The 15,977-nt window shown below is 69.8% G+C and carries 13 protein-coding genes; 7 read left to right on the top strand and 6 right to left on the bottom strand.

Annotated features, from left to right (window positions below; translation table 11 throughout):
- Nucleotides 1–46 precede the first annotated feature (46 nt).
- Both ABZX92_RS18885 and ABZX92_RS18880 read right to left on the bottom strand, forming a co-directional pair.
- Nucleotides 47–772, bottom strand: coding sequence for a DUF6542 domain-containing protein (locus ABZX92_RS18885; RefSeq protein WP_355560617.1), 726 nt, complete (start codon nt 770–772; stop codon nt 47–49).
- A gap of 89 nt (nt 773–861) precedes the next feature.
- Nucleotides 862–1,773, bottom strand: a complete 912-nt coding sequence (locus tag ABZX92_RS18880) for a DNA recombination protein RmuC (RefSeq protein WP_355560614.1) — start codon at nt 1,771–1,773, stop codon at nt 862–864.
- Nucleotides 1,774–1,872: 99 nt separating this feature from the next.
- On the opposite strand from ABZX92_RS18880, the gene ABZX92_RS18875 reads away from it, so the two are divergent.
- From ABZX92_RS18875 to ABZX92_RS18865, 3 genes are read left to right on the top strand one after another with little or no spacing between them, the layout of a single operon-like run.
- The gene (locus tag ABZX92_RS18875) at nt 1,873–3,012 is read left to right on the top strand and encodes an exonuclease SbcCD subunit D (protein ID WP_355560612.1); all 1,140 of its coding nucleotides are present in this window, start codon (nt 1,873–1,875) and stop codon (nt 3,010–3,012) included.
- Entirely contained in the window at nt 3,009–5,885 is a 2,877-nt protein-coding gene (locus tag ABZX92_RS18870) for an SMC family ATPase (RefSeq protein WP_355560609.1), read from the top strand. Before ABZX92_RS18875 ends, ABZX92_RS18870 begins: the two co-directional genes overlap by 4 nt.
- 9 nt (nt 5,886–5,894) lie before the next feature.
- Nucleotides 5,895–6,386 carry a hypothetical protein gene (locus ABZX92_RS18865; protein ID WP_355560606.1) on the top strand — a complete coding sequence of 164 codons (492 nt, stop codon included), beginning with the start codon at nt 5,895–5,897 and terminating at the stop codon, nt 6,384–6,386.
- Here ABZX92_RS18865 and ABZX92_RS18860 read toward each other — a convergent pair.
- Nucleotides 6,383–6,880, bottom strand: coding sequence for a methylated-DNA--[protein]-cysteine S-methyltransferase (locus ABZX92_RS18860; RefSeq protein ID WP_355560603.1), 498 nt, complete (start codon nt 6,878–6,880; stop codon nt 6,383–6,385). The two genes, ABZX92_RS18865 and ABZX92_RS18860, sit on opposite strands and share 4 nt — an antisense overlap.
- On the bottom strand, nt 6,877–8,163 hold the full coding sequence (locus ABZX92_RS18855; RefSeq protein WP_355560600.1) for an AlkA N-terminal domain-containing protein: 1,287 nt from the start codon (nt 8,161–8,163) through the stop codon (nt 6,877–6,879). Before ABZX92_RS18855 ends, ABZX92_RS18860 begins: the two co-directional genes overlap by 4 nt.
- An 80-nt stretch (nt 8,164–8,243) precedes the next feature.
- Between ABZX92_RS18855 and ychF the strand changes: the two genes are divergently transcribed.
- On the top strand, nt 8,244–9,323 hold the full coding sequence (gene ychF / locus ABZX92_RS18850; protein ID WP_355560597.1) for a redox-regulated ATPase YchF: 1,080 nt from the start codon (nt 8,244–8,246) through the stop codon (nt 9,321–9,323).
- 1 nt (nt 9,324) lies between these two features.
- On the opposite strand, the gene ABZX92_RS18845 is transcribed toward ychF, so the two are convergent.
- Nucleotides 9,325–10,119 carry an SAM-dependent methyltransferase gene (locus tag ABZX92_RS18845; protein WP_355560594.1) on the bottom strand — a complete coding sequence of 265 codons (795 nt, stop codon included), beginning with the start codon at nt 10,117–10,119 and terminating at the stop codon, nt 9,325–9,327.
- A gap of 122 nt (nt 10,120–10,241) precedes the next feature.
- Between ABZX92_RS18845 and ABZX92_RS18840 the strand changes: the two genes are divergently transcribed.
- The 3 genes from ABZX92_RS18840 (at nt 10,242) to ABZX92_RS18830 (ending at nt 15,039) form a co-directional block, all read left to right on the top strand.
- A complete protein-coding gene (locus ABZX92_RS18840) occupies nt 10,242–13,364 on the top strand; it encodes a BTAD domain-containing putative transcriptional regulator (RefSeq protein WP_355560591.1) in 3,123 nt (1,040 codons plus the stop codon).
- A gap of 31 nt (nt 13,365–13,395) precedes the next feature.
- Nucleotides 13,396–13,551, top strand: a complete 156-nt coding sequence (locus tag ABZX92_RS18835) for a DUF6131 family protein (RefSeq protein WP_086662791.1) — start codon at nt 13,396–13,398, stop codon at nt 13,549–13,551.
- Nucleotides 13,552–13,824: 273 nt separating this feature from the next.
- Nucleotides 13,825–15,039 (top strand): mannosyltransferase, encoded by a 1,215-nt coding sequence (locus ABZX92_RS18830; protein ID WP_355560588.1) that lies wholly within the window; start codon nt 13,825–13,827, stop codon nt 15,037–15,039.
- Here ABZX92_RS18830 and ABZX92_RS18825 read toward each other — a convergent pair.
- Nucleotides 14,956–15,939, bottom strand: a complete 984-nt coding sequence (locus ABZX92_RS18825) for a glycoside hydrolase family 88 protein (protein WP_355560585.1) — start codon at nt 15,937–15,939, stop codon at nt 14,956–14,958. The genes ABZX92_RS18830 and ABZX92_RS18825 overlap by 84 nt on opposite strands.
- Nucleotides 15,940–15,977 lie beyond the last annotated feature (38 nt).

Genomic DNA, 15,977 nt, shown 5'->3' with positions numbered 1-15,977 from the left:
TCCGACCTCGTTGTTCGCGGTTCGGGGAGTGGCCGCGAACAACGCCCTACCGGTCGTCGCGCGGGGGCCTCGGGCGGCGCTGGCCGGCCGGACGCTCGGCGCGGGCACCTTCCGGGCGCGGACGGCGCGCGGGTGCGCCCTCCGGACGGGGACGACGGGCCGGGGCACCCTCGGGCCGCGGGCGGCGCGGGCGTTCTTCCGCGGCCTCTTCACGAGCGGGTTCGCGAGCGGGCTTGCGCGGTGCCGGCTTGCTGCGGGACTTCAGCTCGGCCTTGGCCTCGCGGACCTCGTCCTTGGACGGCCGGTTCGGGTCCTTCTGGATGGCCATGCGCACGATGCCGAGCGCGACGGTGACCGCCGTGGTGATGGCCATGACCGGGAAGCTGTCGATCAACGGCTTGCCCAGGCCGAGCGCCATGGAGGACAGGCCGCCCTTCGCGACGCCGCCGGTGAGCAGCACCAGCGCCGGCACGGTGGCGGCCAGGATCAGCGGCGGCTGCACCATCGGCGCGAACAGGCTGCGGCGTTGCACGAGCAGGATCGCGGCCAGTGCGCCGATGAAGAACACGGCGTTGAACGTCCAGCCGACGGTCTTGCTCGAGTTGATGTCGATGAACGCGCCGATGAAGGCCGGGACCAGCGCAGACAGGATCGCGGCCCACCAGGGGATGCCCTTGAACGAGCCGAAGATGGCCCGGTAGTTCCACGGAACGGCGTCGTAGTCCTCGACGTCGTCATCGAAGGCAGCCGAACGGTCGCGCAGCTCACTCACGCCGCACACGGTAGCCGTTCGGCCATTAGGTGTTCGTCAGTCCGCTGCTTTCTCACCCAGAAGCAACCTGTGGGCACACTCCGTGCGTTTTACGCGGACTGTTCGTCCGCCCTTCGGACGAGAGGCAGCGGCGTAGGGGTGGCGGAGGCTTCGGTCAGAGGTTCCACGCTCGCCCGGAATCCCTCCAGCGCGTCCAGCTCGCGGCGGCGTGCGCTCAGGAATCGCTGCAGGTGGGTGGTGGAGAGGTTGACGGCGTCGATGGCGGTGTCGGCGGCCCGGTTCGCGCGGCCCGCCTGCAGCCTGACCTGCTCGACGTCCTCTGCGAGGGCTCGTTCGGTGACCGCGAACATGGCACTCGACGCGATCACGGCGAACCCGGTCGGGCCGCACAGGAAGACGCGGCGGTCGAGCAGCCACCTCAGCAGCTCGGGGTCGGTGTCCAGGGCGGCGACGACCGCGCCGTCGTTCGGGACGAACATGATCGTGCCGTAGATCGCGTCGGCCCAGCGCTGGTAGCCCTTGCCGGCGAGCTCGGCGGCGCGCGAGCGGATGTTGCGGACGTGCACCCGCAGCGCGTCCTGCCGTTCCTGCGGGTCGTCCGTCTCGACCGCTTCGGCCCAGGTGGCCATGGACATCTTCGAGTCGACCGGGACCATGCGCCCGCCGCCGACGCTCAGCACCATGTCCGGCCGGACCGCGCCACCGCCCGCGACGTCCGTCTGGAGCGTGTAGTGGAGGTTTTCCCTCAGGCCGAGGGCGCGCGCCGTCTCGACGAGCACCTGTTCGCCGAGCTCACCACGACCGCTGACGCTGGAGAACGCCACCTCGTACCGCTGCAGGGCCTGCTGCTGGGAGTCGTAGCGCGCGCGTTCGACGCCGATGGCGTGGAGTGCCTCGTCGGTGCGGCGGACGCTGTCCTGGTAGAGGCGGTAGACGAACAGCAGCGCCCCGGCACAGACGAGCGCCAGGACGAGCGAGGCGGTGATGATCACTGCGGTCACGGCACCGATGATGCTCCCTCAGAGATGTTGAACTCGATCGGGTGACACGCCGGGAACCCTCCCGGAGTTTTGTCGGACCTCGTCTCTACGGTTGGTGCCATGCGGATCCTGCACACCTCCGACTGGCACGTGGGGCGCACTTTCCACGGCCGCGACCTGCTCGTTGAGCAGGAGTCGGTGCTGAGCGGCCTCGCTGACCTGGTGTCTTCCGAGTCCGTCGACGTCGTGGTCATCTCCGGCGACCTCTACGACCGCGCGGTGCCGTCCGCCGACGCGGTGTCGTTGTGCGCGCGGGTGCTGATGCGGATCCGCGCGGCCGGGGCGCAGATCGTGATCACCCCGGGCAACCACGACTCGGCGGCGCGGATCGGGGTGTTCGGGGAGTTCGCCGCGGCGGGCGGGCTGTTCCTGCGCACGCAGATCTCGTTGCTGGACAAGCCGGTCGAGCTGGCGGACGAGCACGGGCCCGTTGCGGTGTACGGGATTCCGTTCCTGGAGCCGGAGCCCGCGCGGCACGTGCTCGGGATCGCGGACAAGGGGCACGCGCCGGTGCTGGGCGAGGCGATGCGCCGTATTCGCGCCGACCTGGCTTCGCGTGAGGCGCGTTCGGTGGTGCTGGCGCACGCGTTCGTGACCGGTGGGGCGCCGTCGGAGTCCGAGCGCACCATCGCGGTGGGCGGCGTGCAGGACGTGTCGATGCAGGTGTTCTCGGGCGTCGACTACGTGGCTCTCGGGCATCTGCACGGTCCGCAGACGCTGGCCGAGAACCTGCGCTACTCGGGCAGTCCGCTGGCGTACTCGTTCTCCGAGGCGCGGCACCGCAAGTCGGTGTGGCTGGTGGAGCTGGACGCGGGTGGTCTGGTCGGCGTCGAACGGCGTGAGCTGCCGGTACCGCGTCAGCTGGCCACGGTGACGGGGACGTTGGCCGAGGTGCTGGAGGATCCGGCGCACAAGCCGCTGGAAGACCACTTCCTGTCGGTCGTGCTGACCGACCAGGTGCGGCCGATGGATGCGTTGCGGCAGCTGCAAACCCGCTTCGAGCACGCGGTGCACGTGGAGTGGCGGCCTGAGCAGGGCCTGCAGCACAACATGACGTACGCGGATCGGGTCCGCGGCCGCACCGACGAGGAAGTAGCGTGCTGCTTCGTGTCGGACGCCCGTGGATCCGAGCCCTCCTCCGGCGAGATGTCGTTGCTGCGTGAGGCTTTCTCGGCTGTCGCGAGGGAGCAGGAGCAATGAGGCTGCACCGCCTGGAGCTGACGGCGTTCGGCCCTTATCCGCGGCCGGAGACCGTCGACTTCGACTCGTTGGGTGCCGACGGCTTGTTCCTGCTGCACGGCGACACGGGCGCGGGCAAGACGACGTTGCTGGACGCGGTGGCGTTCGCGCTCTTCGGCCGGGTGCCGGGTGCGCGCGGTGACGTGAAGAAGCTGCGTTGCGAGTACGCGGATCCCGAGGTGCCGACGGAGGTGTCGCTGGAGCTGACCGTGCAGTCGCGGCGGTTCCGGATCGTGCGCTCGCCGGAGTTCGACCGGCCGAAGAAGCGCGGCGGCGGCTTCACCACACAGCCCGCGAAGTGCTCGCTGACCTGGCTGGAGGGCTGGGACGGCGAGGGCATCACCCGCATCGACGACGTGGCCCGCGCGGTGGAGGACATGCTCGGCATGTCGTACGAGCAGTTCTTCCAGGTTGTGCTGCTGCCGCAGGGCGAGTTCGCGAAGTTCCTGCGCTCGGACACGGCCGAGCGGGAAGTGCTGCTGGAGAAGCTCTTCGGCACCGAGCGGTTCCTCGACGTCGAGAAGTGGTTCCGCGACAAGCGCGTCGTGGCCGGCCGCGTGCTGGAGGAACGCCGCCAGGGCGCGGCCGAGCTGATGCACCGCGTGGCGGAGGCGGCCGGCGAGGAACCGTCGTTCGAGCCGGGCTGGCTGGAATCGGTGCTGGAGCGGTTGTCCTCGGCCGTCCGCGAGGCTTCCGCCGCCTCGGAGGAGACGGCGGGCGTGGCCGACGGCGCGGACGCCCTGCTGGCCCAGGCCCGCGTCCAGGCCGACCAGATCCGCCGCGTCCGCGAGGCCCGCGACATGCTGGCCCGAGTGGAATCCGCCGACTCTGCCTCCTGGTTCGCTGAACGCGACGCCGCCCGCCGCGCGATCCCGGTCGTCCCGGCTTTCAACGAGATCGCGAAACTCCAGCAGTCGTACGAGTTCGCGGTCCGCGACGAGGCCCGCGCGGCGGAAGCCTTGGCGCGCTTGGGTTACACCGGCTCCTCGTTACGAGAGGACGCCGAGCGCCACCGCGAAGAAGCCGGCGGCCTGGGCGAACTGGCCGCGGAAGCCGAACGTCAGCAGGCCGACGTGCGCCGGCTGTCGGTGCTGAAAACCTCCTCGTACCAGGTAGAACGCCGCCTGCTGGCCCTGAACGCCGAACTGGAGGTGCTCCCCGAGCGCCTGGCTCAGTGCCGAGCCCAGCTGGACGCCGCCGTGGAGGCCTCCGCCCGGTTGGAGGGCTTGAAAGCGCGCGCGGACGCCGCAGAAGCGTTGCCAGGAGCGGGAGTGGCCCTGGAGCGCACCAAGAACGAGCTGCACCAGGCGATCGACGTCCACCAGAAGGCCAAGGACGTTCTCCAGCAGGTCCGCCACCAGCGCCTGGAGAACATGGCCATCGAACTCGCCGCGGCGTTGAAGCGCGGCAAGCCCTGTGCGGTCTGCGGTTCTCCGTCGCACCCCGCGCCCGCGCAACCGATGCTGGGCGGCGTGGACGCGACCGACGAGGAAGAAGCGGCAGCCGATGAACAGGCGGCGCTGGACCGCCGCAACGAGGCCGAACGAGCCGCGCACGCCGCCGAGCTCCGCATCCAGGCCTGCTGGGAAGCCCTGGGCTCGGAGGAGCCCGCCGTCGCCCTGGCCGAGTACCGCGCGGCCCTGGAACTGGCCCGCACCCGCTCGCAGCGCCAGACCGAGTTCGTCGGCCTCGAAGCCAAAACGCGCGACCTGGGTGCCGAGAAGGCGAGGGTCGAACAAGAGCTGGTGGGCCTGCGCACCGAACACACCTCGCTCGTCACCGTCGTGGAGGAACGCGGCGCCCGCCTGGACAAAGCCCGTGGCGAGCACGAGGACGTCCTGACCCGCCGCGACCACCTCCTCCGCCTCGCCAAGGCGTTGGTGGAACTGGCCGACCGCCGAGCCGCCCGCGACGCGGCCCTCGCCCGCGTGGAAGAACAACAAGCCCTGGTGGCTGCTTCGGCCGCCGAAGCAGGCTTCCCGGACGTCGACACGGCCCTGGCCGCCGCCCGCCCGGCCCTGGCGCTCCAAGCCCTGGACGAGCGAATCGCCGCCTGGGAGCGCGCCCGCGCCACCGCGATGGCCACCCTCGAAGAACTGGCCGAGGTCGACCCCGCCTCCGCGGTGGACCTGAACGAGGTGACCGCCGCGGCCTCCTCCGCCCGCGCCGCCGCCTCCGAGGCCGCGACCCGCCTGGCTCGCGCCCGCGCGGCGTTGGACCGGGTCAGCGAGCTGGCGGCCCGGCTGCGTGCCGAGTGGAAGTCGTTGGAGCCCTTGGAGAACTCCTACGCCGAGCTGGACGCGCTCACCGACGTGATCAACGGCCGTGGCCAGAACTCCAAGAAGATGACGCTCCGGTCGTACGTGCTGGCCGCACGGCTGGAGGAAGTCGCCGTCGCCGCCTCGGCTCGCCTGCACCGGATGAGCCAGGGCCGCTACAGCTTCGTGCACTCCGACTCCGCCGGCGCCCGAGGTACCCGCGGCGGTCTCAGCCTGGACGTGCTGGACGACTACTCGGGGCGTTCCCGGCCCGCGAAGACCTTGTCCGGTGGCGAGTCCTTCCTGGCTTCGCTGTCGCTGGCCTTGGGACTGGCCGACGTCGTGGCCAACGAGACCGGCGGGGCGTTGCTGGACACGCTGTTCGTCGACGAGGGCTTCGGCACGCTCGACTCGGACACGCTGGACATCGTGATGAACACGCTCGACGAGCTGCGCGCCGGCGGCCGGGTCGTCGGGTTGGTGTCCCATGTGGAGGAACTGCGGCAGCGCATTCCCACCCGGTTGAGGGTTCGGAAGGCGCGCACGGGGTCCACGCTGGAGGTCTCGCTCGGCTAGCCTCGTTCCGTGCTGTCCCATGTGGAAGTCACCGCGCGAGTCACCGTCACCCCGGCCACCCACTTCGTGTGGTCGAACCGGCTGGAGTACTCGCACGACTGCTTCGTGTGCCTGCGCGTCGGTCGCCTGGTGGAGTTGCGGCACGGCGAGCCGTATGGCATCTGCACCGGCGGCAGTCACCCCGCGCCCATTCGCGTGAGCGGGTGCGACATGCCGGATCACGGGAGCGAGCGCAGGCTGCGGTGGCGCGTCTCGTTCTGGTGGGCACCGTTCAGCGACCCCGGGGACACCGGGATCCGGGCGTCGGAGTTGCCTGCCGAGCCGTGGGCTCAGGTGCACTATCGCGCTGGTTGCCACGTCTGTCGTGACAACGGGGCCGACGAGTGGCTGGACGTCGAGGGGAGTCTGACGTCCGGCGCGGGCCTGTCCACCACGTCGTGCCCGCGGTGTGCGACGGAACTGCTGACAGGATCCGCGCCGGAGATCAACCTCGTCGGTTAGGCCTCGTGGGCCAGCAGCCAGCGCTTCACGTCGAGGCCCCAGCGGAACCCGCCGAGGTTGCCGCCGATCCGGATCACCCGGTGGCACGGGACGAACAGGGCCACTGAGTTCCGCGCGCAGGCCGAAGCCGCGGCACGGATGGCGGCCGGGCGTCCGGACAGCTCCGCGTACTCGGAGTAGGTGACCGGTTCTCCCGCCTTGACGGTGCGCAGGACGTCCCAGGCGTGCTGCAGGAACGGGCCGGACTTCTGGCGGACCTCGACCGCGTCGATCGAGGTCAGGTCGCCCTCGTGGTAGGCGGTGATGACCTTCGTGACGTCGCCGAGGTCCTTCTTCGCGGTGATCTCCGACGGCATCAGCGAGGCGTGGATCTGGGGCGTCAGCAGGGCGATGTCGGCGGTCCAGCCGCTGGCCAGCACCGCTCCGTCCGACGCGACGATCGCGGTGAACGGCCCCGCCGGGGTGTCCACAGTGGACGTGTGTGCGACGCTCATGATGTTGCTGCCTTCCTCGTCAGGTGTGCTCCGGCGTAGGAGCGCCACGGCCGCCACTCGGGGCCGTGGGAAGCCAGGTGCCGCGAACCCTCGGGGAGCACCAGCACGTCCGGTGCGCCCAGGACTCGCATGGCCACCTCGTCGGCGACTCCGCTGCCGACCAGGGGCGTCAGTTCTTCGGTCAGGTCTTCGATCGAGCGGCCCACGTCCACGACGAGTCTGCCGCTCGCGACCGCCTCGGTGACCGGGTGGTCCCCGGCTGAGTAGAGATGGGTGAGGGCGCCGTCCGGGACCTGCAGCGGTACGCCGACGTAGGGCGCGACCAGCCGCAGCAACGTCTCGGTGCCGTCGACGCTGCCCGGCACGCGGATGCCGGGGGCTTCCCGGACCAGCGGGCCGATGATCGGGTCGGCGCCGAGGAACGTGTCGACGGCCACGGGGTCGGCGTCCAGGTCGAGCAGGCGGCGGACCCGCGACACGGCGGCACCGAGGTCGCGCATGTCGGCCAGGCGCAGCGAGCACAGGACGTGATCCGCCGGGAACGTCAGGCGGACCGTCGCCTCGCCGTGGGGCAACGACAACGTGCGGCCGTAGGAGTCGTCGGTCACCTCTTCGACGCCCGGCAGAGCACGGGCGCGGAAGTGGGCGAGCAGGCCGGCGGCGTCGAACGGCGGTCGGTACGGCAGGCGCAGGACGATCCGGCCCGGCGTGCCGACGGGGGCCTTGCCGCGACCGCGCATGTCGGACGGCGTCGAGGCGAAGACCATGCGGATGGTGTCGTTGAACTGGCGGACCGAGGCGAACCCCGCGGCGAACGCGATGTCGGCGAACGACAGCTCGGTCGTCTCGATCAGCAGGCGGGCCGCGTGGGCTCGGTGAGCTCGGGCGAGGGCCAGAGGTCCGGCGCCCAGTTCGGCGGTGAGGACTCGGGTGAGGTGGCGTTCCGAGTAGCCCAGCCGGGAGGCGAGGCCGGTGACGCCGTCGCGTTCGACCGCGCCGTCGCTGATCAGGCGCATCGCCCTGGCGGCGAGGTCGGCGCGCAGGTTCCACTCGGGGGAGCCGGGGACGGCGTCGGGCAGGCAGCGGCGGCAGGCCCGGAAGCCCGCTGACTGCGCGGCGGCGGCCGTCAGGAAGAACTGGCTGTTGCGGCGCTTCGGGGTCACCGCGGGGCACGACGGCCGGCAGTAGATGCCGGTCGTGCGGACCGCGTGGATGAAGCAGCCGTCGAAACGGGCGTCACGTGCGGAGACGGCCCGGTACGCGTGCTCTTCGTCAATGACCATGGCATCGATCCTGCCAGCGGGAACGGCCAATGGCTCGCGGGAATCGGACACGACCGTCGCCTGCCGTAGACTCGTCGCTCGTGAGTTTGACCCTCGGTATCGTCGGCCTGCCCAACGTCGGCAAGTCCACCCTCTTCAACGCGCTCACGCGCAACGACGTGCTCGCCGCGAACTACCCGTTCGCGACCATCGAGCCGAACGTCGGCGTCGTGCCGTTGCCGGACGCGCGCCTCACCAAGCTCGCCGGGATCTTCGGCTCCGAGCGCGAGGTGCCCGCCGTCGTGTCGTTCGTCGACATCGCGGGCATCGTGAAGGGCGCGTCGGAGGGCGAGGGCCTCGGCAACAAGTTCCTCGCGAACATCCGCGAGGCGAACGCGATCTGCCAGGTGATCCGTGTCTTCGACGACCCGGACGTGGTGCACGTCGACGGTCGCGTGGATCCGGCCTCCGACATGGAGACGATCAACACCGAGCTGATCCTCGCCGACCTCCAGACGCTGGAGAAGGCCATTCCGCGCCTGGAGAAGGAGGCGCGGATGCAGAAGGACCGCCGCCCCGTTCTGGAAGCGGCCAACAAGGCCAAGGACATCCTGGACTCCGGCCGCACGCTGTTCTCCGCGCAGTCCGAAGTGGATGGTTCGCTGATCCGCGAGCTGTCCCTGCTGACGACGAAGCCGTTCCTCTACGTCTTCAACGCCGACGAGGGCGTGCTGGGCGACGAGGCCCGCCAGAAGGAGCTGCGCGAGCTGGTGGCCCCTGCCGACGCGGTGTTCCTGGACGCGAAGGTCGAGTCGGAGCTGCTGGAGCTCGACGAGGAGTCGGCCCTGGAGCTGCTGGAGTCGATCGGCCAGCACGAGCCGGGTCTGCACTCGCTCGCCCGCGCCGGTTTCCACACCCTGGGTCTGCAGACCTACCTGACCGCGGGCCCGAAGGAAGCGCGGGCGTGGACGATCCCGCAGGGCGCGACGGCCCCGCAGGCGGCCGGCGTGATCCACACGGACTTCGAGAAGGGCTTCATCAAGGCCGAGGTCGTGTCGTTCGACGACCTGGTGTCGGCGGGGTCGAAGGCCGACGCGAAGGCGGCGGGCAAGGTCCGCATGGAGGGCAAGGACTACGTGATGGCCGACGGCGACGTGGTGGAGTTCCGCTTCAACGTCTGATTCACCGCGTGACCGTGCACAGCGCGGTCGCGTTCGCCGCTGCCGGATCCATGAAGTCCGGCAGCGGCCGCCCGTACTCGACCGCGAGTGCCGGAACGCGGTCCACGGCAACGCTCCAGCCGTGCGCGGTCAGCCACCCCGCCGGGTCGGAGACCGTCGCCACGAACTCGGCCCCCATGCTGCGGATCCGATTCAGCGCGTCGGCCACCGACGCGCGGTCGTCGGCCGAGGTGTCCATGTGGTCGAACGCGAACCGGCTGCCGGGCGCGGACAGGCCGGAGACCGTGTCGAGCAGGCGCTTCTTGTCGGGCTCGCTCAGGTACTGCAGCAGGCCCTCGGCGACCCACGCGGTCGGCTGCGCGGGGGAGAAGCCGGCGGCGGACAGCACGGTGGCCCAGTCGTCCCGGAGGTCGACCGGGACGACCACGCGGGTGCACGCCGCCACCAGGGAAGTAGCGGCGATCAGCTCGGCCTTGAAGGCCAGGAGTTCCGGCAGGTCCAGCTCGAACACGCGCGTGCCGGACGGCCAGGGCAGGCGGAACGCGCGGGCGTCCAGGCCCGCCGCGAGCACCACGATCTGAAGCGGGGCGGCGGCGAGGAAGTCGTCGTAGAAGCGGGTGCGGATCGCCATGAACTCGGCCGCGCCCGGTGGGGCGGGCGGGATCGACTGCGCGGACGCCGCCGCCGACGCCACCACGGCCGCGGCCAGCGGGTCGTCGTGCAGCCGGTCCGGGCGCGCGGCCTCGGTCGCGCGCATCGAGGCGACCCACAGAGCTGTCCTGCTCACTGCCTGCATGGTGCAGAAGGCTGACAGCAAGAGGGCCCGCAGTCGACCACCCGTCTCACCTCGTCGCACTTAGACTCGCCTGCTGTGAGCGTCGAGTACCGGGTGCTGCCGGCCGTTTCCGAGCTGCCGGCGTGAACGTCGAATACCGCGTCCTGGGGCCGCTGGAAGTCCTGGCCGACGGTGAGCCGATCGCGCTGCCGGCAGGGCGAGGGCGGGTGCTGTTGGCCACGTTGTTGTTGCGCGCCAACCAGTTCGTGTCGGTGGACGAGTTGGTGGAGCGGGTCTGGGAGGGTGAGCCACCGGCCTTGGACCGAGCGCACAAGACGTTGCAGACCGTCGTCCTGCGGCTGCGGCAGGCACTCGGCGGGGCGAACTGCGTGCGGACCGAGCCCGGTGGGTACCTGGCCGAGATCGTGCCGGAGCAGCTCGACCTCGCCAGGTTCCGCGCCCTGGTCGAGCGGCAGGAGTTCAACGAGGCGCTGTCGTTGTGGCGAGGACCGGTGCTGGGCAACGTGGTCTCGGACTCGTTGCACCGCGACGAGGTGCCGCCGCTGGCCGAAGAGCGGCTCGTCGCGCTGGAGAAGCGGATCGAGGCCGACCTCACCGCCGGCGGGTCGGCCGATCTGGTTCCGGAGCTGCAGGACCTCACCCGCCGGCATCCGCTCCGCGACCGCTTCTGGGCACACCTGATGCTGGCGCTGTACCGGTCGGGGCAGCAGGCGGGCGCGCTCGCGGCGTACCGGCAGGTCAGCGAGATGCTGGCGGACGAGCTGGGCGTCGATCCCGCGCCCGCGCTGCGCGAGCTGCACGAGCAGATCCTGCGCGGGGAGGTCGCGCCTCCGGCGGACAAGACGACCACCCCGCGCCAGCTGCCGCCGGATCTGGCCACGTTCGTCGGACGCGAAGGTGATGTGGAACGACTCGCGGCGAGTGGTGCGCGGGTGCTGGTCATCGCGGGCACCGGCGGGGTCGGCAAGACCTCGCTGGCGGTGCACTGGGCGCACCGGATCGCCGGTCGCTTCGAGGACGGGCAGATCTTCCTGAACCTGCGCGGCCAGGACCCGGTGCGGGCGATGTCACCGCAGGAAGCCCTGACCCTGGTCCTCAAAGGACTGGGCGCGGACTCCCCGTCGGGCAGCCTGGACGAACAGGTGGCGCTCTACCGCTCACTGGTCGCGGACCGGAAGTTGTTGCTGGTGCTGGACAACGCCGCGAACGCCGAGCAGGTGCGCCCGCTGCTGCCCGCGTCCGCCGGTGCGCTGACGATCGTCACCAGCCGCGGTGACCTGCGCGGCCTGGCCCTGCACGACGCGGACCTCCTGCGGCTGCCGACGTTGAGCGGTGACGGCGGAACCCGCCTGCTGGAGCGGGTGCTCGGCGAGGACCGGGTGCGAGCGGAGACGACTGCCGCTGCCGCCCTCGTGCGGTTGTGCGGCGGGCTGCCGCTGGCGTTGCGCATCGTCGCGGCGGACCTCGGCGCCCAGGACACGATGACCATCGCGGACAAGGTCGCGCAGCTCGACGACGACAGGCTCGGCGAGCTGGCCCTGCCCGGCGATCCCGCGGCCGCGGTCAGCGTGGTCTTCGACGAGAGCTACTCGTCGTTGCCGGAGGGCACCCAGCTGGTGCTGCGCAGGCTCGGGGTGCTGCCCGGCGCGGACTTCACCGCCAACGACGCCGCGGTGATCGCGGGTCTGCCCAACGCTCGCCGTCATCTCAACCAGCTCGTCGGGGTGCACCTGGTCGAACAGCGCGGCACCCGCTTCGCCCTGCACGACCTGCTCAGGGTGTACGCGCGCGAGCGGTGCACGAGCGAGGAGACCGACGAGGCGGTCGGGCGGTTGTACGACTTCTACCGCCGCATGACCGATGACGCGGCCGAGCTGCTGTTCCCCGACCAGCGGCGCTTCCCGCTCAGGGCCGCCACGACCCAGCTGCCCGACGTGGTGCTGCGGACCTCGGACGAGGCGTTCGCCTGGATGACGGCCGAGCACACCAACCTGCTCGCCACGACGCTCTTCGCCACGGAACGAGGTGAGTACTGGCCGGCCAGCGAGATCGGCACCGTGCTCAGCTCCTACTACTACGAGACTCGTGAGGACACGACGTGGTCGGCGCTGTGTGAAATCCGTGACCGCGCGGCTCGCGAGTCCGGCGACGACGCGCTGATCGCCGCCTCCAACCTGTCCACCGCCATCTACAACTTCTGCCAGGGCGACTTCGAGCGGGCGAAGAAGCTCACACAGGCCGCGCTCGACATCGGTGCGCGGACCGGCAACCTGCCCATCCAGGCGTCCTCGCACAACATCCTGGGCGCGTTGACGCGCCTCTCAGGTGACGCGGCCGCCTCTCTCTCGCACCAACAGCAGGCGCTCGCGATCCACGAGCAGCTGGGGTCGATCGAAGGCCAGGCGATGGTGCACCTGAACCTCGCCACGATCTGGTTCCACGTGCCCGACCTGCCCGCCGCCGAGCGGTCGCTGCTCAAGGCGGTGGAACTCACCGCCTCACCCGCGGTCCAGGCCCACGTCCACAACAGCCTGATCAGCGTCTACATGGAGCTGGGGAGGTTCTCGGAGGTGCTCGTGCACCACGAGGCGCACATGGCGCTGCAGGCGGAACTCGGAAACCCGCGACGCAACACCCTCGGCGCCAGCACCGCCGTCCGGGCGATGCTGGCGCTCGGAGAGGCCGACGAGGCGTTCGACCTGGTTCTCGAGCTCCTCGGCGACCGGCAGCTGAGGGTCGGCATCGAGGAGGAGTTCGACGTCTGGCACGCGTTGGTGGACATGCTCGACAGCAGCGGCGCGGACGACGACGCGTTGGCCGTGGCGCGGCTGCAGCTCAGGCTCGCCGACTCGGAGAACATGATCAACCAGCAGATGACGGCTGATCTGAAGGCCGCGCGGTCGTACCGCAAACTCGGCGAGCACGAGGCAGCCGCGCGGCACCTGAGTGAGTTGCGGGCACGCATCACCGACAACTACGCCATGGCCACCGGGGAAGAGCTCAAGGAGCGTGCGCTGCTGCACCTGGCGCTGGGTGAGGCCGAGGAGGCGCTGCGGTGCGCCGAGGAGGCCGTCGCCACGCACGGCCGGACCCACCAGCGCTATCTGGAGGCGCAGTCACTGCACGCGCTCGCCCGGATACGCCGTGCCACGGGTGATGAGAAGGGCGCCGTGGCAGCGGAAACATTGGCAGAAAATGCATATCGGGACTGCGGTATGAGGTTTGTACCGACCTCTGTGGGGTAGCCAAGAGAAGGATTCCCCACCTGGAGGTGTCATGATCGTTCTCGGTCTAATCCTGCTCGTCGTCGGATGGCTGGCTGGTATCAGCATTCTGACGACCATCGGAGTGGTGCTTCTGGTGATCGGCGCCATCCTCGCCGTCCTCGGCGCAGTGGGCAAGCCGGTCGGCGGTCGTGCGCACTACTTCTGACGCATAGAGCGTCTTGCTCCCTCGGAATGACGAACGGGTGAGTCTCCACATTGGAGGCTCACCCGTTCATTTGCGGTACAACAGGTTCAGAGGTTGCCCTTGGTGCGAGCGGCAACGGCGAAAACTCCGAACGCGACCCCCAGCATGGCCAGAGCGGCGACAGCGGCAACTACAAGATCAACAGACATGACCAACAAAACTCCCTCTTGCGATCTCTCCCGACGTAGTGACGCCGGGGTACCCCCGAAAGTTGCCTCGGGTAACGTTTTCGGGGTGAAACTCCGTGCTGTGGAAGCGCGTGTGCTCTCCGTAGCACCGTGGTTGCTTGGGCTGTCGGTCGTCGGGCACCTGCTCCTGGTGCAGTTCCAGGTCAAGATGACCATGATCGACTTGTTGGTGTACCGGAACGGATCGCCGCACCTGTGGAAGGGCGACCTGTACGAATGGCGCCTGGAGCAGTACGCGGACGTGTTCCCGCTGCCCTTCACCTACCCGCCGTTCGCGGCCGCGATCTTCACGCCGATGAGCTGGGTGCCGTGGGAGGCGTCGCGGTGGATCTGGCAGCTGATCTGCCTGGGCTGCCTCTACTACATCGTGCGGACGACGCTGAAGCTGCTGAAGCTCGACGACCCGCGGCGGGTGATGTTCTGGACGGCGCTGGTGCTGTGGATCGAGCCGGTGCGCACCACGCTCAACTACGGCCAGATCAACCTGGTGCTGTGCGCGATCCTGATCGGCACGCTCGCGAGCGCGCGCAACTGGGTCAGCGGCGCCGGCGTGGGTTTCACCGCAGGCATCAAGCTGACGCCCGCCATCTCCGGTTTGTACTTCCTCGTCACGAAGAGGTGGATGGCCGCGGTCTGGTCGTTCGTCGCCTTCGGGGCGGTGTACGGCATCGGCTGGGCGCTCTCGCCGTCCCAGTCGAACAAGTTCTGGTTCGAGCTGCTCGGTGACGCGAGCCGGGTCGGGCCGGTCGGCAGTGCGATCAACCAGTCGATGCGCGGCGCACTGAGCCGCACGGTCGGTTACGACGTCAAGACCGGGCCGATCTACCTCGTCGCCGTGCTCGTCGCGGCCGCGCTGACGTGGTTCGCGGTGAGCAGGACCAAGGACGTGCTGGCGCTGATCATCAGCGTGCAGATGCTCGGCCTGCTGGTCTCGCCGATCTCGTGGAGCCACCACTGGGTGTGGATGGTGCCCGCCCTGCTTTGGCTGCTCTACGAGGGCGGACACCTCCTGTGCAAGATCACCGCCGGCCTTTGGGTGCTGCTGACCGGTGGTTATCTCGTCTCGTTCCTGCTGAACGCCCAGCCGAACATCTGGGACTTCCCGCGTCCCTGGTACTACGCGGCGCTCGGCTGGGGCTACCCGGCGGCCGGGATGCTCACGCTGGTCGCGATCGGGCTAGCAACCCGGCGTAAGAGGGACGAGCTGCTGCCCGGCGATGAGGAAGCTGCCCACAGCGAACCCAGCCCGGTCGCCGGCTGAGGCGGGCTTCCACGAGTTGCGGGCCGCGACGAACCCGAGCATGCCGTCGGCGTCCAGCGCGGTCTGCAGGGCGGTCCAGCCCTTCTGCACGTACGGCAGGTAGGTGTCCTTGTCGAGCACGCCAGCGTTGATTCCCGCCGCGAACGCGTAGGTGATCATCGCGGTGGCCGCCGAGTCCTTGCCGGTGGCGCCCCAGAAGCCGTCGTGGCGCTGCAGGTACCGCAGCGTGTGGGCGGACTTGCGCAGCGTCTTGGCGTAGTCGGCGCGGTACGGGTTGTCCTTCGGCAGCGCCAGGATCGCCTTGGCGAGACCCTGCACGGCCCAGCCGTTGGTCTGCACGTTCAGGCTCCACAGGCCGGTGGTCTCGTTGAACGTGCGGTGCTTGAGCGACCGGTAGGACTTGTACGAGTAGTCGAGCAGGTCCTGGTTCAGGTCGGCCACGGCGATGCGCGTGAACGACGGCAGGGCCATGTTCAGGGCGTCCGGTGACTTCCAGTAGTCGTACTTCCCGGTCTTCGCCTGGGAGTACAGGTTGTCCCGCAACGGCTGGAGCACTGCGGGCTCCGGGTGGAAGTACGAGACGTCGAGGTAGGCCTCACCGCTGGACTGGGCGTCCGGCGCGTACGGGTTCGCCGGGTCGAGCGGCAGCAGGTACTTGTTCGCCTGCACCCACGGCCACGTCTTGTGGTTGCTGATGCCCGTGGTCCGCACCTGGGCGAGGTTGCCGACGTGGAAGTTCGCGTTGGACCAGTTGTTCGCCTTGAGGTCGGAGCCCTTCTCGAGCCAGGCGAAGCTGGCCTTGATCATCGTGTCCGTCAGGGCACACGGCACGGCCTGGGCGGCCGCCGGTGCGATCAGAAGACTGCCTGCCAGCGCCACGGTGAACAAAGATGTGCGCAACCGCATGAGGGTGTTCCCTCTCATATCCGCTGGCGGCG

Origin of the sequence: Lentzea sp. NPDC006480 (assembly GCF_040611995.1) — a bacterium.
In the GTDB taxonomy this organism is placed as follows: Bacteria; Actinomycetota; Actinomycetes; order Mycobacteriales; family Pseudonocardiaceae; genus Lentzea.
Note: the sequence above shows the minus strand (reverse complement) of the source record. Positions and strands in the feature narration are given on the sequence as shown.